This is a genomic window from Paraburkholderia sp. BCC1886 (assembly GCF_900996245.1).
In the GTDB taxonomy this organism is placed as follows: Bacteria; Pseudomonadota; Gammaproteobacteria; order Burkholderiales; family Burkholderiaceae; genus Paraburkholderia.
Genome location: NZ_CAAJGK010000048.1, coordinates 65736 through 89725, shown reverse-complemented (window position 1 = coordinate 89725; position 23990 = coordinate 65736). Strand labels below are relative to the sequence as shown.

The following is a 23990-nucleotide window of genomic DNA, read 5'->3' as shown; positions in this document are numbered from 1 at the left end:
TGCAACGCCCGGTATCGGCATTCTGGGGAGCAGGGCCTAACAGTGACCGGCTAAACAAATGAAACTACATTTAGGTAGCGGCGTAGAGGGTGAGGCGAGTTGTCGCAGCGCCGGTGAAGACCGGTCAGCCGAACAGATAGCCGGAGCCGCGAATGGTGCGGATCAAGGGACGTTCGCCGGGGATGTCGACCTTTTTTCGCAGACGACCCACGTGCACGTCGATCAGATTCGTGCCGGGGTCGAAGCGGCAGCCCCACACCGCTTCGAAGATCATCGTGCGCGTCAGCACCTGACCGGTGTGACGCATCATGAATTCGAGCACGCGGAATTCGGTGGGTTGCAGGTTGAGTTCGCGCTCGCGATAGGTGACGCGGCGTCGTACCAGGTCCAGCTCAAGAGCGCCGCTGCGCAGCAGCGTTTCGGCCTGCGCGTGACGCGGCCGGCGACGCAGCAGCACTTCGATGCGCGCGGACATTTCTTCGGGCGAAAAGGGCTTGGTCAGATAGTCGTCGCCGCCCGCGCGCAGTCCCTGCACGCGCTGGTCCACGTCGGACATGGCGCTCATCACCAGCACTGGCGTTTCCATGCCGACGCCACGCATGGTCGCGACGATCGTGAGGCCGTCGAGGTCGGGCAGCATGCGATCGAGCGTGATCACGTCGTAATCGCCCGCCATGGCTTTGGCCATGCCTTCGCGCCCGGTGCGCGCGACGTCGACGGTAAAGCCGCTGGCGCTCAGGGTACGGACGATGTCGTCGGCGATCAGGTCGTCGTCTTCGATGGTCAGGATTCTGGGCATGGTGCGCGCGCCCGGTTCAAGCGGCCGCCCGCAGTGCGACTGGACGGTCCGGCGCGCGGTACTGGGCGACGGCGAAGTCGATGAAGCTGCGCACCCGCATCGACAGATAGTTGCGGCCGGAATACAGAATCGATACCTGGCGCGTGCCGCCGCTGATCTCGAACTGTTCGAGCACCGGCACGAGCGTGCCGCGCGCGAGATCTTCGGCGATGATCGGCATCGGCAGCAGCGCGATGCCCATGTGATTGAGCGCGGCCACCCGCACCATCGCGCTGCTGCTCGCGGTGAGCGCGCTACCGGTGTTGACGCGGTACACACCGTCGGTATCCGCGAATTCCCATGCGCGCGACGAGCCGTCGGAGACGGTCAGCAACCCATGCCGGCTCAACGCGGCAGGGTCGCGCGGCGAGCCGTGACGGGCGAGATAGCTGGGCGAAGCCACCGTCAGTTCGTCCATGCGAATCAACGTGCGGCTCACGAGCGACGAATTGGCGAGGCGGCGGTCGTCGCTGAAGCTCACATCGAAGCCGCCTTCGACCAGATCGATGGGCGTGTCGTAAGTCGTCACGTCGAAGTCCACGCGCGGATGCTGCGCGCGATAGGCGGCGAGCAGGCCGCCGAGGCCTGCGGTCGCAAACGTCATCGGCGCGGCGATGCGCAACGTGCCCTGTGGATCGCGCGTGGTTTCGAGAAGATTCGACTCCATTTCGTCGAGCTTTTCGATGATCGCGCGACAGCCGTCGAGATATTCGCGGCCCACGTCGGTCAGCGAGAGGCTGCGCGTGGTGCGGTTGAGCAGACGCATGTTCAGATGCGCCTCGAGCGTGCCGACGCTGCGCGTGACCGCCGCGGCCGACATTCCTAACTGTCTCGCGGCAAGATTGAAGCTCGCGAGATCGACCACTCGTGTGAAGACACGCATCGCTTGTAGCTGGTTCATGAGAGCACGGTAGAGAAGGGCGACACGTGCATGATCGGCGATCGCGGATAAAACGGCGCCGCCGCGCGCATTAAGTCTTTTTTAATTTTGTGCAATGTTCATGAACATCGTGCGCCGTCGCTCAATTGAGCATGCCGTGAACTTCTTGCGACGCCTCAAGGTGCTGCGCGAGGGCTTGCTGAAGTTTGGCGAGACTTTCGGTAGGCAGCGCGAAGCCCGCCCAGCCGAGACCCGAATGCCGCAGAAACATGACCGCGCCTTCGTGCAGCGGATGCTTCTCGGTGTGCCAGCACGGGTCCACCTCGATCACGTATTGATGCGTGCGCAACGGTTCCTTCGGCACCTCGGGACGCATCGCGGCGCGCAGCACGCCGAGGTGTTCGATCAGCGCGTCGAGCTCGGCGACCTCCACCAGGACCGCGTTGCTGTCGATGGCGATGCGAACAGCCTGTTGTCCGTATTCATTGACTCTTTCAATGCTCATGGGGCGTGACATGTCGAGACTCCTTGGCGGGTAGCACGGTCCAGGAATTATCGTGCCGCCACGCGCGCGGAATTCTGAAAGAGCGCGATCCACACATGAAAGATTGTTTAGTTACGAGGCGAGCCGCAGGCCACGTCTGGGCTAACCCGGCCGGCAAACCGCACTCGCCGGCGTTTAAGATTCCGCTTAAGTCAGACGTAATGGCATTGCGATGTTTCAGTTTAGAAACGTTTTTGAATATTCCGGCAATTCTGCTCTTCGATTAATCCGTCGCAATCGAATGCGAGTGGAAATTACCGTACGCTATTTGCGTATAAATTCACAATTTGCGAATGAAATCGCGTTGTCCTGCCATTATGTGCGAAGTTTTTTATTTCACGTTTGAAACAATTCCTTCGCATGCCAGCGTGGCCGGGTTTGTCCGTAGAACCCAGTCCCACATTCCCGCAACAGATCGAATCGCCGTCCTACAAACACCTTTATGCATTTCATATGAAACGCGCAATAAAGGATTTCTTCATACATTGAATTCGTCAAAAATGTTTTGTTTTTAAAATTTACTATATCGAGGCATTCGGCTAACATCACGATTAATCCGTAAAACGGCAAGGCCGGCGAATTCAATCGCGATAATCATTTCAACCAATTCGGCCAGTCAACGGGGGCATCGGGGTCCACAACGTAAGACAGTTTGGGGAAACATCATGCCGCATATGCACCTTGACACTGCGAGGATTACCTGGCTGCACACACCGACCGCCAATGTGCGCACGGCTGCGCGGAGAATCGGCGTGCTGCTGTTCGACGGGTTCTGGCTGCTCGGGCCGGGCACCGTGGTCGAGATGTTCCAGACCGCCAACGAACTTTCGAGTTCACGGGCTGGCGAAGAGCCGCCTTATGAAGTGCAATTTCTGTCGATCGACGGTGGCAGTGTCGCCAGTTCGTCGTCGGCGCGTATCTGGACCGACCGGATCGAACCGCGCTTCGGCGTCGGTTTCGACGTGCTGTTCATCGCGGGCGGCTTCGGCGCGCATGCGGCCGCGCGCGACGAACGTCTGCTGAACTGGCTGCGTACCGTACAGGCGCGCACGCGCGCCATCGAAACGATCGGCGAAGGCCGTCTCGTGCTGGAAGCCGCCGTGCCGGCCGGCCCCGACGCGCTGCAGATCAACCGCTATCTGGGCAGCACCGCGACCGAGGCGTCCTTCAATGCCTCGAACGACCGTCACGACTGTGCACGCAGCGCGTTGATGTTCATCAAGCGCGATCTGGGCGCCGAACTTGCCCGCAGCGTGGCCGACCGCGTGATGCCGGGCATGGCGTCGACGTGGGTGCCGCTGCCGGCCGAAGGCGGCACGCTCAGCGTGGCCGAGAAGATTCGTGCGGCGGCTCGCTGGATGGAAGCGAATTGCGACCGGCCGGTTTCCGTAGCGGATGCCGCGCAGGTAGCGGCAATGAGCGAACGCAATTTTCTGCGCCGCTTCAAGCATGAAATGCAGCTCACGCCTTCCGACTATCTGCTGCAAGTGCGGCTGCGCATTGCCTGCAACTTCCTGACCGAAACCGAGTTGCCGGTCGACAAGATTGCACGCCGCAGCGGAACCGGCAACGGCGACCGTCTGGCGAAAATCTTCCGCAAACGCATGTCGTTGTCGCCCACGGAGTATCGTGCTCGCAGCCGCATCGCGAACGAGGCGTCGTGACAGAACGTCACGCGCGCGGCGTCAGCGGGTAGGTGCATCGCTGACGCATCGTACGAGCAGTATCGTTAGACGCGGCCGCAAGCGGCCGCGTCTTCGTTGGCAGTCTCTTACGAGCAAAGCAGCAATGGCCAACAAGGTGATGGCGACGTCGTTGCCGGACGTAAAGCTGATCGAGCCGGACGTGTTCCGAGACGCGCTCGGCTTTGTTTTCGAGAGCTTCAGTGCGGACGAGTTCGCCGAAGACGTCTTACCGGGTTTCGACTTCGTGCAGGACCGTCACCTTCGCGCGGTACGCGGCGTCCTGCGCGGTCTGCATTATCAGGTGCAGCGACCACAAGGGCGACTCGTGCGCGTCGTGGTGGGCGAAGTGTTCGATGTCGTCGTCGACGTGCGACTCAACTCGCCGCAGTTCGGCAAATGGAGCGGCACGTATCTGAGCGCCGAGAACCAGCGGCAAATCTGGGTGCCGCCGGGTTTCGCGCATGGCTTCGTGGTGTTGTCGGAGGCCGCCGAGTGCTTGTGGAAAACCACCGAATACTGGTTCCCCGAACTCGAGCGCTGCCTGCTCTGGTGCGACCCGGACATCGGCATCGAATGGCCGATCGATTTCGAGCCGACGCTCGCCGCGAAGGATGCGGCCGGGCGCCGTCTTTACGAGGCCGAAAATATTTCCTGAGCGTGAGCGTGAGCGTGAGCGTGAGCGTGTCCTTCTGCGAGACGCTCAGCGTGCACTCACCACCGCGCCGACGCTCGCCGTCACCACCAGCAGCATGCCGGCAATCTGCAGCGAGCCCATCGGCTGATGCAACACGACGAAGCCGGCGAGTGCCCCGATGGCGGGCTCGACACTCATCAGGATCCCAAACGACGCGGCGGGCAGGTGCCGCAGCGCGATCATCTCCAGGGCATACGGCAACAGCGGAACGAGTAACGCGAGACCCGCAGTGGCCGCGATCTGTGCGAGCGCAACGTGGCCGCCGTTCTGCGCGAGTCCGATCGGCGTCGCCACCAGCGCGGCGGCGAGTAGCGAGACCGACAGACCTTCCAGACCGGCGAATAGCGTGCCGGTCTTTTTCATCAGCACGATGTAGCTTCCCCAACCGAGCGCGGCGCACGACGCGAGCAGCACGCCGACCGGCTCGCCGATCCAGCCACCGTGCTCGCGCGAGAGCAGCACGACCCCGGCAATCGCCAGCACGGGCCATAGCAGCGCGCGTAGTCTGCGTACCGATAAGGTGGCCACGGTCAGCGGGCCGAGAAACTCGATCGCCACGGCGAGACCGAGCGGAATACGTTGCAGTGCGGCGAAAAAACACATCGTCATGCCGGCCATGGCCGCGCCCAGCGCACATGCCGCCATCCAGTGCGCGCGCGAATAGCTGAACAGGCGCGGTCGCACCAACACGGCCAGCACCACGGCTGCCCAACTCAGGCGCAGCCAGGTGGTGCTCAGTGAACCGTAACTGGCCATGGTCGGCGCCGACAGCGCCGCGCCGAACTGCACGCTCGACATCGACAGAACGCAAAGCAGCGCTGCGCCGGCGGTAGCAGTTTTGATCGCGGGCGATGGAGCAGTGGAGGTGTTTTGCATGATCGTCGATGAGCGTACGAGCCGAAGCGTGGGCGCTATCTTAACGGCAGGACGATCGATGGATGCGAAGGGATACCGTGAGCTTTCGTCACGTACCGCAGACAGGTCGAGGGAGGGAATCGGCGAAGAAGTGCGAACAACGCGGGAAGGGCGGTAAAAACCCCGCTGCGGGCAGCAACTTTTGCAATCGACAGCAGCAACTTTTGCAATCGATCATGCTGCGCGCAACGGGGCGGTCGGCTGGTCAGCCTATGCTTTCGACCCTACGGTCAGCGTCGCATCACGCCCATCAGCAACGTGACCAGGAAGATCACGACGAAGATGAAGAACAGGACTTTGGCGATTTCCGTCGCGCCGGCGGCAATGCCGCCGAAGCCGAACACCGCGGCGATGATTGCGATGACAAGGAAAATTGCAGCGTATCGAAGCATGGGGCCTCCCACCGATGGATTGCTGGATTGAAGTGAAAAACGGCGACTCGTCACGAGCACCGCGTGCCTTGACGGTTTATTTGCCGGCGAGCGGACTACAGCAATAGGTGTGCCCAACCAGTCGCCGCATGCGGTGGCGGTGAGGTCAGGGCCGGCGGCCCCGGTACAATCGGCGCTCCGAATTCCCGTGTCGCGTCGTCGCGACGCTGCATCGATATGCTGAAGATTCTGGTGAGTGCCTGTCTGCTTGGCCATCCCGTCCGTTACAACGGCCGGGCGAAAACTGCGCGCGATGCGTGGCTCGCGCAGTGGCGCGATGAAGGACGACTGGTGGTGGTCTGTCCGGAAGTGGCGGCCGGATTGCCGACGCCGCGTCCGCCCGCGGAGATCCAGTGGCGCCGCAGCGGCGCCGACGTGCTGGCCGCACGGGCGACGATCCACGAGAACACGGGCGCGGATGTCACCGCGCAGTTCGTGGCCGGCGCCCGGATTGCTCTCGCGCGTGCCCAGGCGGAAAACTGCCGCTATGCGCTGCTCGCCGACGGTAGTCCCTCATGCGGCAGCACGTTCATCTACGACGGAGAGTTCAGCGGCGCGACGCATGCCGGGGCGGGTGTAACGGCCGCCTTGTTGCGACAGCATGGAATTCAGGTGTTCGCGGAGGCGCAGATCGCCGAACTCGCACGCGAACTCGCCGGCGCGAGCGGCGCTTAAAGAAGAATCACCGCAACTGGGTGAACGCCAGCAGCAACACCATGCTGCCGATCGCGCCATCCAGTACCCGCCACGCGCTCGCGCGGCGAAACAATGGCGCCAGCGCGCGCGCCCCGTAACCCAAACCGATGAACCAGCTCACGCTCACCGCCATGGCGCCCAGTGCGAAGGCAACGCGGGCGCCGTCCGGCTCGCGAGCGCCGGCCGTGCCGATCAGCAGAAAGGTGTCGAGATACACGTGCGGGTTGAGCCAGGTGAAGGCCAGCGTCATCAGCACGATGGGTAGTGCGCGCTGCGCCGGCGGTGCGCTGCCGCCGTCTTCTTCCGTATCGAGCACCGCATGCTGCGGGCGTACGGCGCGGCGTAGCGCGTTTAGACCGAACCACACGAGATAGGCGAGTCCGACATACAGCATGGCGTGGACGAAGACCGGGTAACGCTCCACCAGCACCGATGCGCCGCCCACGCCCGCGCCGATCAGGATGCAGTCCGACAATGCGCACAGCGCGACGATCTTGACCACGTGCGAGCGCATGATGCCCTGGCGCAGCACGAAGGCATTTTGCGCGCCGATCGTCACGATCAGCGAAGCGCACAGCGCGGCACCATGCGAGAAGGACAGCCAGTTCATAGTCGATCCAGTAGACGAGGACAGCGAAGGGCGCTAGTCTGCGGGCTGGCCGCTCATAAGAGAAGCTAATTACTCTAACGCCGATTAAGGAACGCTAATGCTCGACTATGCGCTGCTCGACGCGCTCGCCGCCGTGGTGCGCCACGGTTCGTTCGACCGCGCGGCGAGCGAACTGAACGTGACGCCTTCGGCGGTCTCGCAGCGCATCAAGCTGCTCGAAGAGCGGGTTGGCAGCGTGCTGGTGAAGCGCGGTCAACCCTGTGTGGCGACGCCGTCCGGCGCGCTGTTGTGCCGTCATACCGAGCGGGTGCAACTGCTGGAGGCGGAACTCGGCGGCCAGTTGCCGGCGCTGCCCGGCACGCTGGTCGAAGCATGGCCGGCGCTGCGCGTCGCGGTGAACGACGATAGCGTCGGCACCTGGTTTATCGACGCGGTCGCGCCGTTCTGTGTCGAGCGCGAGATGCTGCTCGACCTGGTGATCGACGATCAGGATCACACGGCCGAGCGGATTCGCGACGGCAGCGTGCAAGGCGCGGTCACCACGCAGGCCGAGCCGGTGCAGGGCTGCCGGTCGACCCGGCTCGGGCGTATGCGTTATCTGGCGGTGTGTTCGCCGGACTTCCTCGCCCGTCATTTCGCCGACGGCGTGGCGCGCGAAACATTGCGGCGCGCGCCGTGCATCGACTTCAATCCGAAGGACCAGTTGCAGAAGCGTTTCATGCGCCGCATCACGCGGGCGGAACTCGACCCGCCGTTGCACTGGATTCCGCACGTCGCCGGATTTCTGCGCGGCTGCGCGACCGGGCTCGGCTGGGGGATGTGCCCCGAGCGCATGATCGCCGCCCAACTGGCCGATGGCGAACTGGTGGAACTGGCACCCGGCAAGCCGATCGACGTCGATCTGTACTGGCAAAGCTGGCGACTGTCGATCGGCTGGCTGGACGACTTCGGCGCCGAGTTGCGCCAACGCGCGGCGGAATTTCTCGACTGATTTTTCGCGGAGCGTCCTGCGAGACTATCACCACGGCTCCCATCGAGCGGGCCACTAAGCGCGTCGCGGCACGCGCAGCGACAACGGGCTCGCCACGCGCCGCGGAAACCGCAGCGTGAACGTGGTCTGCACGTGCGCGATGCTGTCGACGCTGCAATCGCCGTGGTGCTCGTTCATGATCGACTTGACGATGGCGAGACCCAACCCAGTGCCGCGCGCGGAATTGTGCCGCGCCGGATCGACGCGATAGAAGCGGTCGAAAATCCGTTCGAGATGCGGTTGCGCGATGCCTGGCCCGCAGTCGGAAATGGTCAGCAGCACGTCGCGTACGCGCTCCACGCAACGCACCTCGACGATGCTGCCGCGCGGCGCATGCGTGAGCGCATTCGCGAGCAGATTGCTCAGCGCGCGCTGCACCAGCAGCACGTCGCCATCGAAGCGGGCGTGGCCGATGACGAGAATCTTCACGCCCGCATCCGCGGCCATGCTTTCGTAGAAGCCCGCCACCCGTAGCGCCTCGCCGCGCGCATCGACGGTTTGCACCTGCAGACGCCGTTGTGCGCTGTCGGCCCGCGCGAGAAACAGCATGCTGTCGATCAGCCGCGAGAGCCGCTGGAATTCGTCGACGCTCGACTCGATCACGGAGCGGTAGTCGTCGGCGCAACGCGGCTGCGACAGCGCGACTTGTGCTTCGGCGAGCAGATTGGTCAGCGGCGTGCGCATGTCGTGCGCGAGATCGGAGGAGAACTGTGCGAGCCGCGTGAAGGACTCGTCGAGGCGCGCCAACATACGGTTGAAGGCGTGGCTCAGGTCCTTCAACTCGCCGGGCATGTCGCGTTCGGGCAGCGGCTGCGCGAGACGGCAACTGGAAATCTGCTCGGCGCGCGCGGTGAGCCGCGCCAGCGGACGCAAGCCGAAGCGCGCGATCCACCATGCGAGCAGCGCGTTCACCACCGTGCCGATCACGCTCACCAGCAGCACGGTCAGCGCATAGGCGCGCAGCAGCGCGCTCTCGCCGCTGGCGTCGTACTGCACGACCAGACGCACCGGTTCACCCGAGCGTCCGCCGAGCGGCGCCATGGCCACCAGGAAGCGCCGCTGTAGACCCGTGACGGCGACTTGCACCGGCACGAGACTCGTGCGTACGGCGAGCGTTTCCACGTTCGGCCAATAACCCTTGGTGCGCGTGAGCGGCGTGCCGCGCATGTCGAATAGCGCGATGTCCAGGTTCGGATGCCCGTGTAGCAGGCTGTACCAGATGTCCTGATTCGCACTGATCGCGCCGAGCCCGTCCATGGTTTGCAGATCGAGTTGAAGACCGGTGAGCGTCGCGTTCATCTCGCGCGTGGCGGTCGATTCGATACGCGTTTTGAGGCTGTGATAGAGCAGCACGCCGTTGAAAGCGAGCAGCAGCGAGGTCGAGATCGCGAACAGCATGGCGAGGCGCGTGCGCAACGTGTGCGGCATGAACGGCGCGAGCGGCTTCAGAAGCCGCCGCAAGGCGCGCGACAACCCGGGACAGGCCAGCTTGCAGCGGCTCATCGGACGGGCGAGCGGCGTTCTTCGAGCACATAGCCCATGCCGCGAACCGTGTGGATCAGCTTCGGCTCGTAGTGGTCGTCGACCTTGGCACGCACGCGACGAATGGCGGCATCGACGACGTTCGTGTCGCTGTCGAAGTTCATGTCCCACACCTGGGCTGCGATGGTGGAGCGCGGCAGTATCTCGCCCTGACGACGCATGAGCAGCCAGAGCAGTGCGAACTCCTTCGCGGTGAGCAGAATGGTGTCGCCCTGACGCGTGGCCTTGCGGCGGGTCAGGTCGAGCACCAGGTCCGACACGTGCAGCGAGGCGGCGTCGCGGCCGTGTCCGCGCCGCAGGATGGAACGCACGCGCGCGAGCAGTTCGACGAAATCGAACGGCTTGGCGAGATAGTCGTCGCCGCCCATTTCCAGGCCGCGCACCTTGTCGTCGACATCGTCGCGCGCGGTGAGCAGCAGCACCGGCGTGGAGCGCGTGAGGCGCAGATTCTTCAGCACGGTCCAGCCGTCCTGACCCGGCAGCATCACGTCGAGAACGATCAGGTCGAAGTCTTCGGTCAGCGCGAGATGTTGACCGGTCACACCGTCCACCACCCAATCGACGACGAAGCCCGCTTCGGTCAGTCCCTTGCGCAGGTAGGTGCCGGTCTTCGCTTCATCTTCGACGATCAGGATTCGCATGGACTTTCTCCGGGGCGCGAAGGGAACGGCACGCGGCCGGGCAGTTGAGCGCGCCCGCGCAGCGTACCGGAACCCGCGCGATTAACGAAGACGTGAGCGCTTCAATACTCTTTTTCATTTCAGTCGGAGGTGTCGTGAATGACGCCGGGGCGGCAGCCATCAACGGCGTGCGACGACCGGTACGACCGAATGCGGTCCATAGGACCGCTTGTCGCAGGAGAACGGGTCGCCTTGATGAGCCGCTTGCTGCCGACCGCGGGCGCTCACCGTTGCGCCGCCGTTGAACAGCGTGGCCGGCTGGCTCAACCAGAAGGCGAGCGAACTGACGGCGATGGTCGTGAAGGCCGCAGCCAGTGAAACGGTTTCCCGGTTGCAAGGTGGAAGCCGCATCGCGCAGGAGGAAGTGAGAGCCCTCACGCGCGCTGCGAACTCCGCTACGTACCGGGTGGGTTGAATACGTCGCATGCTGTTCGGGTCCGATGTGGAGTGTTCCATGTTACGAACGCATCGCCGATATCTTCATGAGACGAACATGACAATTCTGTCATGCAGTGCTTCGCGCACTGACACCCCTTGCGGCAATTACAGCAGCAACTCGATCGAATGAAACAGGCGGCGCTGTTCGGGGTCCGTCGAGCGCGCGCCTTCGTCGATCACTTCGCGCAGACAGTCGAGAAAGCAGGCCGCCGCCGGACTGGTCGGCGCACCGCGTCGCGAGGTGATGCTGACGATGGTCTCGTCGACGGTTTCGCGCAGCGGCAGCGCCCAGAGCTTCTCTTTCGCGAGCGTCACTTCCGCGAGCGGCCACGGGAAGATGCTGAGCATGTCGGTTTGCGCGAGCAGGCCGAGCACGACGGCGAGCGAGTGGGCGAGATGAATGGTTTGCGGCACTCGCATGCCACGTTTGCGAAACAGGTTGTCGGAGATGGATTCGCGGCTCGCCGGGTCCCAGTTGAGCACCCACTCGGCGTCTTCGAGGTCGAGCAGGGTGCGGCAGCCCGCTTTCGGATGATCGTGTCGCGCGACGACCGCCGAATGGGTCGAGAAAAGCGGCACGTTGTGAAATTCCGATTGCGGCGAAGCGGGCGGCGGCCGGCCGATCGAGAAATCGAGGCTGCCGTCCCGCAGGCGCGGTTGCACGACAGCCAGCAGGCCTTCGAAGAATTCCAGTTGCACGTCCGGCAGGCGCTGCCGGAAGCGCTTCACGGCGGGCGGCAGAAATGTCAACGCAACCCAGGGCGTCACGCCGATCGACAGCTTGCCGGCGGCCGCGCCGCGTAGTGCTTCGATCTCCGCTTCCGCGCGTTGCAACTGGCCGAGCACGAGTCTCGCGTGAACGACGAGCGCGCGGCCGAACTCGGTGAAGGCGACACCGCTCGCGCTGCGCACGACCAGCGGCGCATGCAGATGGGCTTCCAGTTCGCGCATGGCTTTGGTGACGGCGGCCGGCGAAAGCCCTAGCGAACGTGCCGCTGCCCGGATACTTCCGGTATCCGCGATTGCCGCCAATGTGCTGAGTTGATGCAGTTTCATCGGACCAAGGGTTTAGGAGCATGACAACCAGCGGTTGCCGGCGCAACGATTTTACGCCTGCCCGGGCAATATCGGCGTCGCTATGCTGGGTTCCGATTCAATCAGCGGAGACGATACGTGAACACCATGACCATTCCGGCGGGCATCGCCGAACTCGAAGACGAAATGATCGCGCTGCGTCAGCGTATTCATGCAAAACCGGAACTGGCGTACGAAGAGTTCGCGACCGGAGATCTGATCGCGGAACGGTTGCAGGCGTGGGGGTATACCGTGCATCGCGGGCTCGGCCGCACCGGTGTGGTCGGGCAACTGAAAGTAGGTAAGGGCAGCCGCAAGCTTGGACTGCGTGCGGACATGGATGCCTTGCCGATCCACGAGACGACCGGCTTGCCGTATGCGAGCACGGTGCCCGGCAAGATGCACGCGTGCGGTCACGACGGTCATACGGCGATGCTGCTCGCGGCGGCCAAACATCTCGCGCAGGAAAAGCATTTCGACGGCACGTTGAATCTGATTTTCCAGCCTGCCGAAGAAGGGCTCGCCGGCGCGAAGCAGATGCTCGAAGACGGTCTGTTCGATTTGTTTCCGTGCGACGCCGTGTTCGCGATGCACAACATGCCGGGCTTTCCGACCGGCAAGCTGGGTTTTCTGCCGGGCTCGTTCATGGCTTCGTCGGACACCGTCGTGATCAAGGTGACGGGGCGCGGCGGTCACGGCGCGGTGCCGCATAAAGCCGTCGATCCGGTGGTGGTGTGCGCGCAGATCGTGCTGGCGTTGCAGTCCATCGTATCGCGCAATATCGCGCCGCTCGACATGGCCATCATCACGGTCGGCGCAATTCACGCGGGCGAAGCGCCCAACGTGATTCCCGAGACTGCCGAGATGCGTCTGTCGGTGCGCGCGTTGAAACCCGACGTGCGGGACTACTTGCAGGAACGCATCACAGCGGTGGCATGTGGCCAGGCCGCGGTGTTCGGCGCGCGCGCTCACGTGGATTACCAGCGCCGTTACCCGGTCCTCGTCAACGACGTGCAGATGACTGGGCTCGCGCGTCAGGTCGCCCACGACTGGCTCGGCGACGACGGACTGATTGCCGATATGCAGCCGCTCACGGGCAGCGAGGATTTCGCGTTTTTGCTGGAGCGTTGTCCCGGTAGCTATCTGATCATTGGCAATGGTGACGGTGAGGGCGGCTGCATGGTGCACAACCCCGGCTACGACTTCAACGACGCGTGCCTCGCGACCGGTGCGGCGTATTGGGTGCGGCTTGCGCAGACCTTCCTCGTTTGAGGGATTGCGCGGCACGCTTCGATTTCTCCACGGAGACCTGAATGGACTATTCCGCCACACCGCAAACCGTTAGCCCCGACCTGTCGAACAGCGAGCCGTTGCCGGTGCAACGCGCGAGCCATGTCAAGGCGATTGCCGCGATTACTTTGGGCAACGGTCTCGAGTTTTTCGACTTTACGATTTACAGCTTCTTCGCGACGATTATCGGCAAGCTGTATTTTCCGGTGGAGGGACAACTCGCGCAATTGATGCTCGCAGTGGGGACCTTCGGCGTCGGCTTCATCATGCGGCCGGTGGGCGGCATCGTGCTCGGCGCGTATGCGGATCGCGCGGGCCGCAAGGCGGCGATGAGCCTTACGCTGTGGCTCATGACGCTAGGCTCGGCGATCATCGCGTTTGCGCCGACGTATGCGGCGATCGGCGTCGCTGCGCCGTTGCTGGTGATTCTCGCGCGGCTGATTCAGGGGTTTGCGTTGGGTGGCGAGATTGGCGCGTCGACTTCGTTGCTGCTCGAATATGGGAGCAACAGGACGCGCGGATTCTATGGCAGCTGGCAGTTCGTGAGTCAGGGCTTGAACACGGTCTGCGGGTCCTTGCTCGGTGTGGCGCTGGCGGCGGCGTTGTCGACTGCCGCGCTGGAGAGTTGGGGATGGCGTGTGCCGTTCGTGATCGGCATGGCGATGGGGCCGATTGGGATTTATATCCGGCGGCATCTGGATGAGACTTTGCCGGGTGTCGAAGAAGCGGACGGGTCGCGGCGCGTGGAGGCGGCTTCTGCGCAGCCGGTGCGGACGCTGTTTCGTGAGCATGGGCGCTCGATTACGACTGGGGTGTTGACGACGATCGGTGGGACGGCGGCTAACTACATCGTGCTGTTTTATCTGTCGACTTACGCGATCCGGATTTTGCATATGCCGATGTCGTCGGCGTTGTGGGCAGCCTGGACGGCTGCGGCCATGACGGTGGTGTGTTCGCCAGTTGCGGGGGCTTTGTCGGATCGGGTTGGGCGCAAGTGGGTGTTGGGGGTATCGCGGGTGCTGCTGATTCTTGCCGTTTATCCGGCGTTCATGGTCATTAATGTTTGGCCTACTGTGCCGGTTCTGCTTTCTGTCGTTGCTGGGTTGGGGGTGTTGGTTGCGTTTACCGCGGTGCCGAATATCGTCATGCTGCCGGAGATGTTTCCTCGGGAAATTCGGGCTACCGGGATGTCGGTTGTTTATTGTCTTGGGGTTTCTATTTTCGGTGGGTTTGCGCAGTTTTTTGCTACGTGGTTGATTCAGGTTTCGGGGAGTAATCTCGCGCCTGCGTGGTATTTGATTGGGTGTGGGGTTGTGTCGGTGGGGGCGTTGCCGTTTGTTCGGGAGACTGCTGGGAGGGATATAAAGTAAGGGTTTTTCGTTGCACTGGCTTTTCGTTGCACTGGCTTTTTGGCCTTTGGCCTTTCCTTGATTTGGTAGTGGTCTATTAGCGTTCCCCCTGTGCGGGGGGGCACCTACTTTTCTTTGCCGCCGCAAAGAAAAGTAGGCAAAAGAAAGCGGGCTCAAACCGCTAACTTTTAAGCGGGCACCACGCGCGGTTTCTGGTAGTGGTGCATCTGGAATCCGTGCTCTCGCGCATTCCGCCCCGGTGACAAGGCAGTCATTCTTCCGGCGGCGCTTCGCGCGCCCCCGGGTCGTTCTACCCCCTCGGTTTTTCGCTTTCCGTGGTGTTCCCATCCGCGACGCACGCAGTGCGGAGTGGGAGCTGATGAGTGCTTTGTCACTACCGTGTAATGCGCGAGGGGCCGGATTCCAGATGCACCACTACCAAGAATTTCGCGCGGTTCCCGCTTAAGAATTAGCGGTGTGAGCCGCTTTCTCTTGCTTACTTCTCTTTGCGGCGGCAAAGAGAAGTAAGTGCCCCCCCGCACAGGGGGAACGCCAATAGACCACTAACAAAACAAGGAAAGGCCAAAGGCCAAAGAAGCCAGTGCAACGAAAAAACCCTATCCCTCCTCAGCCGCAGGCTGAACCACTTCCCGTGTCTCCGGCATAGCCGCCCACACCAACAAAACCGCCAACCCCCCAGCCGCAGCCAACCCAAAGAAGCTCACCGCATTCCCAAAATGATCGGCAACAAACCCAGCCGCAGTGGTACTCAAAGTAGCCCCAATCCCAGCCGCCAACCCGAACAACCCGATGCAGAGGTTATACCGCCCCTTCCCCCCCGCGACATCCGCAGCGATCAGCGGCAACATCACCCCGAAAACCGCAGCACTCAACCCATCGAGCATCTGCACGGGCACCAGCAAATACGGGCTGCTAATCCCGGCAAACAGCAACGCCCGAATGGGCAAAGCAGAAAACCCAAGCAGCAGAATCGGCCGCCGCCCCCACCGCTCGGCAGAGCGCCCAACCCAAGGCGACATCATCGCCACGATCGCCTGCGGCACGATAATGCAAGCCGCAATCACGAGCTGAACGTTATCGCCCATACCGGCAGTCACCTCCCCAGCAGCCAGATTCAACATCGCCGCATTGGAAAGATGAAACAGCACGATACAAGCCGCAAACAGCAACATCCGCTTGTCGCGTAACAACTCGCGCAAGCTCTCGCGTCGTTCGACCTGCTGGGGCGTCAAGGCCTGCGGTAATTCGACCGTATCGGTACGCTGGATCATGGCCAGCGCGAACAACGCCGGCACCGCCAGCGCAGCCGTCAGCCAGAACACCGCGCGCGGCGAATAGTACTCGCCGAATACGCCCATCAAGCCAGCAGCCACCGCGCTCCCGATCGACGCCCAGCGCGCATTGCGCCCAAGCCGGTCACCGAGATTCGCGCGTCCAACGAGCGCGAACGAAATCGCAGCAAGCGCCGGCGTCAGCATGCAACTGGCAAACCCGTGGAACACCTCGGCGGCAATCACCGGCAACACCGTCGGACTCACCGCCAGCAACACCGCACTCAGAATGATCGCGATGATCGCCCAGGCCGCCGCGCCTTTCTTGTTGCGCAACGCGTCGACCGCGGCGCCGCCCGGCACCTGACTCACCATCGCGCTGATCGTGCCCACCGACAACGCCATGCCGATCTCGCCCTGCGTCCATTTGTGCGACGCGAGATACGAAGCGATGAACGGCCCAAAACCCGTCTGCACGTTGGCGACGAAAAAATTCATCCAATCGAGCGCGCGCAAACTGCGCGCAGTAACCAGCGTGCGTCCCATCATCGGGCCGCCCGTGCGCTGGAACCGGCGTTATTCGCGGGGGCCGGCGCCGCGGCTGGCGCAGCGGCGGCAGGTGCGGCCGAAGGCGCTGCGGGCGCAGCCGGCGCGGGGGGAGGGGCGGGCGACACGGCGCGAATCGGTTTGTCGTTCGCATACGGCGGCGTGGCGTTGATCTGCGCGTCGCTCAGATCGATCTGTGGATGCAGTTCCTTGTCCTTCACCACGAAGTGCAGCGCCGACCAGTTCGCGGCAATCGTGCGCCGCTCGGTGCTGACCATGCCGTTCACATCGAGCACGACCGCCTGAGGCTGCGCATTGGCATCGATCAGCACGTCGATCACGCGGCCGACCTTGGCGCCGTTCGAGCGCTCGATGGTCGCGTCGATCATCGGCAGTTGCACGGCGTTGGATTTGGCAGCGGGCGTCGGATTGGTGCCGGTCAGCGTAATCGGCGCGGCTTTCGCGGTCGGCGTGAAACGGAACGCGCCCCACGGGAAATTCACCTTGCGGTCGCCGACGCCGAGAAAGCCTTGCAGATTCACAACCATCTCGCGCGCCTTGCCGGCGGCGTCGGCGATCAGATCGACCGCGCGGCCGACGACCTTGCCGTCGGGCTTCTGCACCTCGGCGTCGAGCAAAGTGCGCGCGTCGCTGCGCTCGATGGTGCGCAATACGATCAGCGGGGCGGGCGGCGGCGAAGGCGGTGCGGGCGTGGCAACGACGGGCGGCGGGGTCTCGACCTTGTGCGGCTTGACCACCGGCTTCTTCGGCTTGCGCGGTTGCTCGGGCGTATCGGCGGCTTCGGTCTCCACCGGCTCGGGGCCCGACGCGGCCGCAGGGGCACTCGCCGGTTCCACGGGCATGACGGTGGCATCGACGATCGGCGCCTGCTGCGGACCCCACAACAGGCTGCAACCGGACAACGCGACGAGCGCGAACACAGCAAGAACCAGCAGACGCCAGGCAGGACGCGAAAAACCGCCGCTCATCAAGAAGGACTCCAGGGCCAGTGCGGACGGGCGCGATAAGCCGCCGCAGTTAAGACAGGTACGGGCCAGAGTGTAACCCGCGGCGTAGCGCAGCCCGGTTTTAGGGAGCGTTCTGGCCGCTCTGCGATAAGCACGCTTCGTGCCGCGCTTTTCCGAACGGCCGCAAGTTCGGCATCGAGGTGCGCCTGGGGGCGCCTAGGTGTATACACGCGCACCGCCTCCCCATCGCACCGTCCCGTAAAAGTTATACGCATCACGACATGTCCGGCATGCCATTCATGCGATGGGAGATATATTTGTGGTGCCCTACATTCCGAGACAGCAAAAAAAGTCCTACCCGTGCAGCACCCCACCACTAAACCAACTCAACGAGACGAACCTGATGACGGCCGCATCGACGGCCGTTTCAGCACGCTGATAAAGGAGCCACTCTCATCATGATGGAACCCCACGCCCAGCCGATTTCCGAAGTCGGCGCCGAGTTCGACACCAAGGGCTTTCTCGACCGTTATTTCGACATCTCCGCGCGCGGCAGTTCGCAGCGTCAGGAAATCGTCGCCGGTATCACCACTTTTCTCGCGATGGTCTATTCGGTGTTCGTCGTGCCGGGCATGTTCGGCAAAGCGGGCTTCGACACCAGCGCGGTATTCGTCGCCGTCTGTCTGACCACCGCGTTCGGCTCGCTGCTGATGGGCGTATGGGCGCGTTTGCCGATCGCCATCGGTTGCGCGATTTCGCTCACGGCGTTCACCGCGTTCGGGCTCGTGCTCGGCAAAGGTCTGCATCCGACCGTCGCGCTCGGCGCGGTGTTTCTGATGGGCGTGGTCTTCACCGCGATTTCGGTGACTGGCGTCCGCTCCTGGATTCTGCGTAATCTGCCGACCGGCATCGCGCACGGCACGGGCATCGGCATCGGTCTGTTCCTGTTGCTGATCGCGGCGAACGACGTCGGGCTGGTCGTTAAAAACCCGGGTGCGGGTTTGCCGGTGTCGCTCGGCAATATCACCGCGCTGCCGGCCTTGATGTCGGTGGCGGGACTGGCGGCCATCTTCGGTCTGGTGCGTCGGCGGGTGCCGGGCTCTATCCTGATCGTCATCGTCGTGATCTCGGCGATCGCGCTCGCCATCGATCCTGCCGTGTCGTTCCACGGTGTATTCGCTGTGCCGTCGCTGAGCGCGCCCGGTCACGCTTCGCTGATCGGCGCGATGGACATTCGCGGCGCGTTGTCGATGTCGGTGCTGCCGAGCGTGCTCGCGCTCGTGATGACCGCGGTGTTCGACGCGACCGGCACGATTCGCGCGGTCGCCGGGCAGGCAGGACAACTGGACGAAGACGGCCGCATCATCAACGGCGGCCGCGCGTTGACCGCCGATTCGCTCAGCTCGATTTTCTCGGGACTGCTGGGCGGCGCACCGGCCGCAGCCTATATCGAATCGACAGTGGGCGTGGCGGCCGGCGCGAAGACGGGCATGGCCGCCGCGGTCGTCGGTCTGCTGTTTCTGGTGGTGATGTTCTTCTCGCCGCTAGCCGGGCTCGTGCCTTCTTACGCAACGGCGCCCGCGCTCATGTACGTGGGTCTCCTGATGCTGTCGAACGTCAGCAAGCTGCATATGGACGACATGGTCGACTCGATGTCCGGCCTGATGTGCGCGGTTTTCATCGTGCTCACGGCGAACATCGTGACGGGCATCATGCTGGGCTTCGCGACGCTGGTGATCGGCCGGGTGGTGAGCGGCGAGTATCGCAAGCTGAACGTGGGCACCGTGGCGATCGCCATCGTGCTGGTCGGTTTTTATCTGGGCGGCTGGGCAATCTGACTGGCGGCCCTCGCCTGAACGGTCGTTCCGGCGGGGCTGCCTGCAGGGGTGCCTACAAGGTTGCCCGCAGGCCCGCCTAAAGCGACATTTCGAACGCGGGCTTGAAGAACCACTCGATCGCCATCACGGCGAGTCCCATCGCGGCCGCTGACAGCGTCAGCGTGCCGTACTCGTCGTAGCGCGCGTCGTAGAGACACGCGACGACGAAAAGTATCGCCATCAGGTTGGTCAGCCAGTCGAAATTCAGCGCCAAGGTCGTCGGTCCAGTCCGGGCTCGAGTGCGATCCGCCAGGTGGGATCGCATGCTCGAGTCGGGCGGATTCTAACGGGCCGAGCTTACGGATTTGCTACGCGCTGGCTTACACGGCTTACATGCTTAGGCTTCCTGCTCAGCCAGCATGTGGTGCTCGATCCACTCGATCACCGAGGTGCGTCGAGGCTGCCAGCCAAGCAGCGAGCGGGCACGTTCGCCGCGCACGCGGCTGTTCGAACCGAGTCCGTACGACGCCATTTCGTAGCCCCATTCCTGCTGCGCGTCGGCGAGCGGCCAGTCTTGCGGCGCGCCCAGTTTCATCGCACGCGCGATCGCGGCGCTCATGTCGCGAAACGACGCTTCGCCGCTTTCGACGAAGTAGAACGTGCCGGCCGGCGTCTTCTCCAGCGCGAGTCGGTAGAGTTCGGCGACGTCGTCGATATGTACGTTCGACCAGATGTTGCCGCCGCTGCCCACGTGCCGCACGACCCCGCTCTTCTGCGCCTGCCGCACGAGTCTCGGCAACTGTACGCTCGCGCTGCCGGGCACGGCGCCATGACCGTAGATCAGCGTATTGCACAGCACGGCCGAGCGAATGTTCTGCTGCGCGGCGGCCAGCACGAGATTGTCGATGACCACGCGCGGCGCCTTGTCGGCAGTGGGCTCGGGCAACGCGTCTTCGTGATAGATGCGCGCCTGACCCGCTTCGCCACCCGACGCATCGCCAACGATGCTCGAGCCACTCGTATGCAGGAACGGTTTGCCGGAACCGGCGAGTCCTTCGATCAACGCTTTGACCGCGCCTTCGTGGTCGCTGCTCGCGGCGTTGATGACGGCGTCGGCGGCCCGCGCTTCGGCGCGGAGCAGATCGCCGTCGTCCAGCGTGCCGATGACGGGTTCGATACCGAGCCGTTGCAAGGCTTCGCGATGCTCGGGCTTGCGGATCAGACCGCGCACGGAATGGCCGGCGCGCACGAGATGCGCCGCAATCGACCCGCCGATGAAACCGCTAGCGCCAGTAATAAAAATCTTCAAGACGTTCTCCTGAGTGGAAACCTGAGGACAGGTGACAGGCATGCAGTATCCGCCTTCCGGATTCTCGCAAAAACCGTGTTAGTCTCAAATCAATCTTGATCTGAAATCAACAATGAAGACTTCCACGGATGAACTGCTGGTTTTCGTCACGGTGATGGACAGCGGGTCGATCACCGCGGCGGCGGAAAAATTGCAGCAGACGGTGTCGGGCGTGAGCCGCGCCCTGACGCGCCTCGAAAAAAAGCTCGACACGGCGCTGATCCGGCGCACTACGCGGCGGCTGCATCTGACGGAAGAGGGCGAGGCGTTCCTCGGCCGGGCGCGCGCGATTCTCGTCGCCATGGAAGAGGCCGAGGAATCCGTCGCGCGCGGCCGCGAGCGGCCATCGGGACGCTTGCGGGTCGATGCCGCGTCGCCTTTCATGCTCCATTGCATTGCCCCGCATATGTCGGCGTTTTCCGCGCTGTATCCGGACATTCGTCTGGAACTGACCAGCAACGAGCGTATCGTCGATCTGCTGGAACAGAAGGTGGACATCGCCATTCGCATCGGCGCGCTGCAGGATTCGACCTTGCATGCGCGAACGCTGGGCAGCAGCCGGCTGAGAGTGCTCGCCAGTCCCGCGTATCTCGCGCAATACGGCGAGCCGGACTCGGTGGAGGCGTTGCGCGCGCATCGGCTGATCGGCTTCACGGCGCCCGAGCATCTGAATCGCTGGCCGCTGCGCGCGGGTCCCGACGGCCAGCAGGAACTGCTGAAAATCGCGCCGGCCATCACCGCGTCGAGTGGCGAGACGCTCCGGCAACTGGCGCTATCCGGCTGGGGCATCGCGTGTCTCGCCGAGTTCATGAGCGCCGACGACCTGCGCGACGGGCGGCTGGTGTCGATTCTCGACCCCGTGCTTGTCGACGAGCGGCAGCCGGTCAGCGCGGTGTATTACCAGAGCGCGTCGCTCGCGGGGCGAGTGCGCTGCTTCCTGGATTTCATCGAAACGCGGGTGCGGTTGTAAGGGGCGCGGCGGCGTTCGAAGTTAAAAAAACAAGTTGTATATACAAATTGACGCCGCTACACTTGCCCCCGACTTGTATAGACAGGAACCACCATGATCACTCTGAAGCCCGGCCAGTTGACCCTCCCGCAGTTGCGCCAGATCGCGCGCCAGCATGTCGCGCTGCAACTCGATCCTGCCAGCCATGCCGCCATCGACGCGTGCGCGCAAGCCGTCGCCGATATCGCGGCGAAGGGCGAACCGGCCTACGGTATCAATACGGGCTTCGGGCGTCTCGCCAGCACGCATATCCCGCATGATCAACTGGAACTGCTGCAACGTAACCTCGTGTTGTCGCATGCGGTCGGCGTGGGTCAGCCGATGTCGGCTCCGGTGGTGCGTCTGTTGATCGCATTGAAGCTGTCGAGTCTCGGCCGTGGTCATTCGGGCATTCGCCGCGAAGTCATGGAAGCGCTCATTACGCTGTACAACGCCGACGTGCTGCCGGTCATTCCGGTCAAGGGTTCGGTCGGCGCATCGGGCGACCTCGCACCGCTCGCGCATATGTCGGCCACGCTGCTGGGCGTCGGCGAAGTGTTCGCGAAGGGCGAGCGCATGCCGGCTACCGAAGGTCTCGCGCTGGTCGGTCTCGCGCCGCTCACGCTGCAGGCGAAGGAAGGTCTGGCGCTGCTGAACGGCACGCAAGCCTCCACTGCGCTCGCGCTCTACAACATGTTCGCCATCGAAGACCTGTACCGCACCGCGCTGGTCGCAGGCGCGTTGTCGGTGGATGCCGCCGCGGGTTCGGTCAAACCGTTCGACGCGCGCATTCACGAACTGCGCGGCCATCGTGGCCAGATCGACGCGGCCACGGCCTATCGTTCGTTGCTGGACGGCTCGGGCATCAACGTATCGCATGCCGATTGCGACAAGGTGCAGGACCCGTACAGCCTGCGCTGCCAGCCGCAGGTCATGGGCGCGTGTCTCGACCAGATGCGCCACGCCGCCGACGTGCTGCTGCTCGAAGCCAACGCCGTCTCCGACAATCCGCTGATTTTCCCGGACACCGGCGAAGTGCTCTCGGGCGGTAACTTCCACGCCGAGCCGGTCGCGTTCGCGGCCGACAATCTGGCGCTCGCGGTCGCTGAAATCGGCGCGTTGGCCGAGCGGCGCATCGCGCTTCTGATCGACGCGACGTTGTCGGGCCTGCCGCCGTTCCTCGTACGCGACGGCGGCGTCAACTCCGGTTTCATGATTGCGCACGTGACGGCCGCTGCGCTTGCATCGGAGAACAAGACGCTGGCGCATCCGGCGTCGGTGGATTCGCTGCCGACCTCCGCGAATCAGGAAGACCATGTGTCGATGGCGACCTTCGCCGCGCGCAAGCTCGGCGATATGGCCGAAAACACCGCGAACATCCTGTCGATCGAACTGCTCGCCGCGGCTCAGGGCGTCGATCTGCGCGCACCGCACAAGACCAGCCCGAGCCTGCAGAAAGCGATGGACGCAATCCGCAAGGACGTCGATCACTACGAGCTCGATCACTACTTCGCACCGGACATCGCCGCGGTCACACGACTCGTGCAGGACGGCTCGATCGCGACGCTGAGCCCGTTTTCGTTTGCGTCGGAACAGTAAGATCACCCCGGCGACCCCGACACTCATGAACGCACCCGCCTATCAGGGCATCAAGGACTTCATCCTGTCGCGCATTCATGCGGGCGAATGGTCCGAGGGCGACCAGGTGCCTTCGGAGAACGAGTTGGCGCGCGAGTTCAACGTGGCGCGCATGACGGTCAACCGTGCGCTGCGCGAGCTGACCTCGGAACAGGTCCTCACGCGCGTGCAGGGGTCCGGCACCTTCGTGGCCCGTCCCAAGTACGAATCGACGCTGGTGGCGATCCGCAGTATTTCGGACGAGATCGTCGCGCGCGGTCATCGCTATCACGCGGAGGTGTTGCAACTCGGCGCGAGCATCGCCGATGCCGCGCTGGCCGAAGAAATGCAACTCGACGAGGGCAGTGCGATTTTCCACTCGCGGGTGCTGCATTTCGAAAACGGCGAGCCGGTGCAACTCGAAGAGCGCTGGGTCAATCCCGCCGTCGCGCCCGACTACGCGTTGCAGGATTTCACCCGCACCACGCCGAATCAGTATCTCGTGCGCGTCGCGCCGTTGCAGCGCGTGGAGTACCGCATCGAAGCGCTCGCCGCCGACGCCGGCACGCGCGAATTGCTGAGCATGGACGAACTCGAGCCGTGTCTCGTGCTGCATCGCCGGACATGGTCGCAAAGTCAGGTCGCCTCGATCGCCAACCTGTGGCATCCAGGCAGCCGCTACCGCTTCACCGGACATTTCTGACGCGCCGCGCGTGTC

24 protein-coding genes are annotated in these 23990 nt (G+C 63.6%); 10 read left to right on the top strand and 14 right to left on the bottom strand.

The features are described 5' to 3' along the window. Positions 1-124: 124 nt before the first annotated feature. The 3 genes from FQ746_RS16895 to FQ746_RS16885 form a co-directional block, all read right to left on the bottom strand. Entirely contained in the window at positions 125-799 is a 675-nt protein-coding gene (locus FQ746_RS16895) for a response regulator transcription factor (protein ID WP_144110511.1), read from the bottom strand. 16 nt (positions 800-815) lie between these two features. Further along, on the bottom strand, positions 816-1739 hold the full coding sequence (locus FQ746_RS16890; RefSeq protein ID WP_144110510.1) for a LysR family transcriptional regulator: 924 nt from the start codon (positions 1737-1739) through the stop codon (positions 816-818). A 121-nt stretch (positions 1740-1860) separates the two neighbouring features. Beyond that, positions 1861-2235: a hypothetical protein gene (locus FQ746_RS16885; RefSeq protein ID WP_144110509.1), complete on the bottom strand. Its 375-nt coding sequence runs from the start codon at positions 2233-2235 to the stop codon at positions 1861-1863. Between the two features lie 692 nt (positions 2236-2927). Here FQ746_RS16885 and FQ746_RS16880 point away from each other — a divergent pair. Together FQ746_RS16880 and rfbC are read left to right on the top strand one after the other, a co-directional pair. Beyond that, a complete protein-coding gene (locus FQ746_RS16880) occupies positions 2928-3926 on the top strand; it encodes a GlxA family transcriptional regulator (RefSeq protein ID WP_144110508.1) in 999 nt (332 codons plus the stop codon). 124 nt (positions 3927-4050) lie between these two features. After that, positions 4051-4602 (top strand): dTDP-4-dehydrorhamnose 3,5-epimerase, encoded by a 552-nt coding sequence (gene rfbC, locus FQ746_RS16875; protein WP_144110507.1) that lies wholly within the window; start codon positions 4051-4053, stop codon positions 4600-4602. 45 nt (positions 4603-4647) lie between these two features. Here the strand turns inward: rfbC and FQ746_RS16870 are convergent, their stop codons facing one another. Together FQ746_RS16870 and FQ746_RS16865 are read right to left on the bottom strand one after the other, a co-directional pair. Then, positions 4648-5517: an EamA family transporter gene (locus tag FQ746_RS16870; RefSeq protein WP_144110506.1), complete on the bottom strand. Its 870-nt coding sequence runs from the start codon at positions 5515-5517 to the stop codon at positions 4648-4650. A 269-nt stretch (positions 5518-5786) separates the two neighbouring features. Beyond that, positions 5787-5948 carry a DUF1328 domain-containing protein gene (locus FQ746_RS16865; RefSeq protein ID WP_144110505.1) on the bottom strand — a complete coding sequence of 54 codons (162 nt, stop codon included), beginning with the start codon at positions 5946-5948 and terminating at the stop codon, positions 5787-5789. Positions 5949-6164: 216 nt separating this feature from the next. Between FQ746_RS16865 and FQ746_RS16860 the strand changes: the two genes are divergently transcribed. Then, positions 6165-6662: a DUF523 domain-containing protein gene (locus tag FQ746_RS16860; RefSeq protein WP_144110504.1), complete on the top strand. Its 498-nt coding sequence runs from the start codon at positions 6165-6167 to the stop codon at positions 6660-6662. Between the two features lie 7 nt (positions 6663-6669). On the opposite strand, the gene FQ746_RS16855 is transcribed toward FQ746_RS16860, so the two are convergent. After that, positions 6670-7293, bottom strand: coding sequence for a LysE/ArgO family amino acid transporter (locus FQ746_RS16855; RefSeq protein WP_144110503.1), 624 nt, complete (start codon positions 7291-7293; stop codon positions 6670-6672). 97 nt (positions 7294-7390) lie between these two features. On the opposite strand from FQ746_RS16855, the gene FQ746_RS16850 reads away from it, so the two are divergent. Beyond that, entirely contained in the window at positions 7391-8284 is an 894-nt protein-coding gene (locus FQ746_RS16850; RefSeq protein WP_144110502.1) for a LysR family transcriptional regulator ArgP, read from the top strand. A gap of 54 nt (positions 8285-8338) precedes the next feature. On the opposite strand, the gene FQ746_RS16845 is transcribed toward FQ746_RS16850, so the two are convergent. The 4 genes from FQ746_RS16845 to FQ746_RS16830 form a co-directional block, all read right to left on the bottom strand. After that, entirely contained in the window at positions 8339-9751 is a 1413-nt protein-coding gene (locus FQ746_RS16845; protein WP_144110528.1) for a heavy metal sensor histidine kinase, read from the bottom strand. A gap of 71 nt (positions 9752-9822) precedes the next feature. Next, a complete protein-coding gene (gene irlR / locus FQ746_RS16840; protein WP_144110501.1) occupies positions 9823-10506 on the bottom strand; it encodes a heavy metal response regulator transcription factor IrlR in 684 nt (227 codons plus the stop codon). Between the two features lie 159 nt (positions 10507-10665). Further along, the gene (locus tag FQ746_RS16835; protein WP_144110500.1) at positions 10666-10971 is read right to left on the bottom strand and encodes a hypothetical protein; all 306 of its coding nucleotides are present in this window, start codon (positions 10969-10971) and stop codon (positions 10666-10668) included. A gap of 117 nt (positions 10972-11088) precedes the next feature. After that, a complete protein-coding gene (locus FQ746_RS16830) occupies positions 11089-12039 on the bottom strand; it encodes a LysR family transcriptional regulator (protein WP_144110499.1) in 951 nt (316 codons plus the stop codon). Positions 12040-12156: 117 nt separating this feature from the next. On the opposite strand from FQ746_RS16830, the gene FQ746_RS16825 reads away from it, so the two are divergent. Both FQ746_RS16825 and FQ746_RS16820 read left to right on the top strand, forming a co-directional pair. Next, positions 12157-13329: a M20 aminoacylase family protein gene (locus tag FQ746_RS16825; protein ID WP_144110498.1), complete on the top strand. Its 1173-nt coding sequence runs from the start codon at positions 12157-12159 to the stop codon at positions 13327-13329. 41 nt (positions 13330-13370) lie between these two features. Beyond that, positions 13371-14717, top strand: coding sequence for an MFS transporter (locus FQ746_RS16820; RefSeq protein WP_144110497.1), 1347 nt, complete (start codon positions 13371-13373; stop codon positions 14715-14717). Positions 14718-15313: 596 nt separating this feature from the next. Here the strand turns inward: FQ746_RS16820 and FQ746_RS16815 are convergent. Both FQ746_RS16815 and FQ746_RS16810 read right to left on the bottom strand, forming a co-directional pair. After that, entirely contained in the window at positions 15314-16537 is a 1224-nt protein-coding gene (locus FQ746_RS16815; protein WP_144110496.1) for an MFS transporter, read from the bottom strand. Continuing rightward, a complete protein-coding gene (locus FQ746_RS16810) occupies positions 16534-17523 on the bottom strand; it encodes a PRC-barrel domain-containing protein (protein WP_144110495.1) in 990 nt (329 codons plus the stop codon). Before FQ746_RS16810 ends, FQ746_RS16815 begins: the two co-directional genes overlap by 4 nt. Positions 17524-17960: 437 nt before the next feature. Between FQ746_RS16810 and FQ746_RS16805 the strand changes: the two genes are divergently transcribed. After that, entirely contained in the window at positions 17961-19340 is a 1380-nt protein-coding gene (locus tag FQ746_RS16805; protein WP_144110494.1) for an NCS2 family permease, read from the top strand. Positions 19341-19416: 76 nt separating this feature from the next. On the opposite strand, the gene FQ746_RS16800 is transcribed toward FQ746_RS16805, so the two are convergent. After that, positions 19417-19644 (bottom strand): hypothetical protein, encoded by a 228-nt coding sequence (locus FQ746_RS16800; RefSeq protein WP_144110493.1) that lies wholly within the window; start codon positions 19642-19644, stop codon positions 19417-19419. A 72-nt stretch (positions 19645-19716) separates the two neighbouring features. Next, positions 19717-20628: an NAD-dependent epimerase/dehydratase family protein gene (locus FQ746_RS16795; RefSeq protein ID WP_144110492.1), complete on the bottom strand. Its 912-nt coding sequence runs from the start codon at positions 20626-20628 to the stop codon at positions 19717-19719. A gap of 112 nt (positions 20629-20740) precedes the next feature. Between FQ746_RS16795 and FQ746_RS16790 the strand changes: the two genes are divergently transcribed. The 3 genes from FQ746_RS16790 to hutC all read left to right on the top strand — a co-directional run bounded on the left by FQ746_RS16790 (position 20741) and on the right by hutC (position 23975). Then, complete coding sequence (locus FQ746_RS16790) at positions 20741-21637, top strand: LysR family transcriptional regulator (protein ID WP_144110491.1); 897 nt, start codon at positions 20741-20743, stop codon at positions 21635-21637. A gap of 93 nt (positions 21638-21730) precedes the next feature. Next, entirely contained in the window at positions 21731-23254 is a 1524-nt protein-coding gene (gene hutH / locus FQ746_RS16785) for a histidine ammonia-lyase (RefSeq protein ID WP_144110490.1), read from the top strand. 25 nt (positions 23255-23279) lie between these two features. Then, the gene (gene hutC / locus FQ746_RS16780; RefSeq protein WP_144110489.1) at positions 23280-23975 is read left to right on the top strand and encodes a histidine utilization repressor; all 696 of its coding nucleotides are present in this window, start codon (positions 23280-23282) and stop codon (positions 23973-23975) included. The last annotated feature ends 15 nt before the right edge of the window (positions 23976-23990 follow it).